The organism is Herbiconiux daphne (assembly GCF_024979295.1).
In the GTDB taxonomy this organism is placed as follows: domain Bacteria; phylum Actinomycetota; class Actinomycetes; order Actinomycetales; family Microbacteriaceae; genus Herbiconiux; species Herbiconiux daphnes.
This window is the reverse complement of the sequence record NZ_JANLCJ010000622.1, coordinates 1-575: the sequence shown is the minus strand read 5'-3', so window position 1 is coordinate 575 and position 575 is coordinate 1. Positions and strand designations below refer to the sequence as shown.

General features: G+C 36.5%; 1 protein-coding gene. It reads left to right on the top strand.

Annotation, left to right across the window (positions count from 1 at the left end; translation table 11 throughout):
* Positions 1-87: 87 nt before the first annotated feature.
* The coding region (locus N1032_RS26805) for a hypothetical protein (protein WP_259543718.1) at positions 88-575 on the top strand (488 nt) is incomplete at its 3' end.

The window sequence follows — 575 nt, the reverse complement described above, 5'->3', positions numbered from 1 at the left end:
CATTCAGAATATCGCAGGACTAATCACAGAGCTAAATAATACTAACAAACCAACTGCACCAGAATTTAATTAAGAGAGGTTTTAACTATGTCCGATATGTTTTTTGATACTGATACTTTTGATTTTAATATGATTTCCGACATTGTAGACGAAAGCGGCAATAGATTTAATATCAATGATGCACAGCCAAACCATGCAAAACCTACTAAGGCTGAACCTACCCCGCGTGATTTGATGATTGATGATGCTAGTGATTTGTTTGGTGATTCCAATCCAGAATTTCACGATGATGAATACCGGGATTATAACGAGGATTCAAGCGACTTAGAGCGCCCTATTAATCCTAATGATTCTATCCGTGTTACTGATTACTTTAATTCTGCACCTGATGATGCAGTATTAACAGTAGGCAACTGGGAAGGAACAAAAGCAGATTTAGCTAACTATCTCAAGAAAGCACAGAAGGTAGAGAAAGATGCTGATTATTTTAAAAATGCAGCAGATGAACATGAGGCAATTTCAGAAGGTATTTTGAAACGTGGCTTTATGGGTAAGATTGCTATTGAGCAAAATAT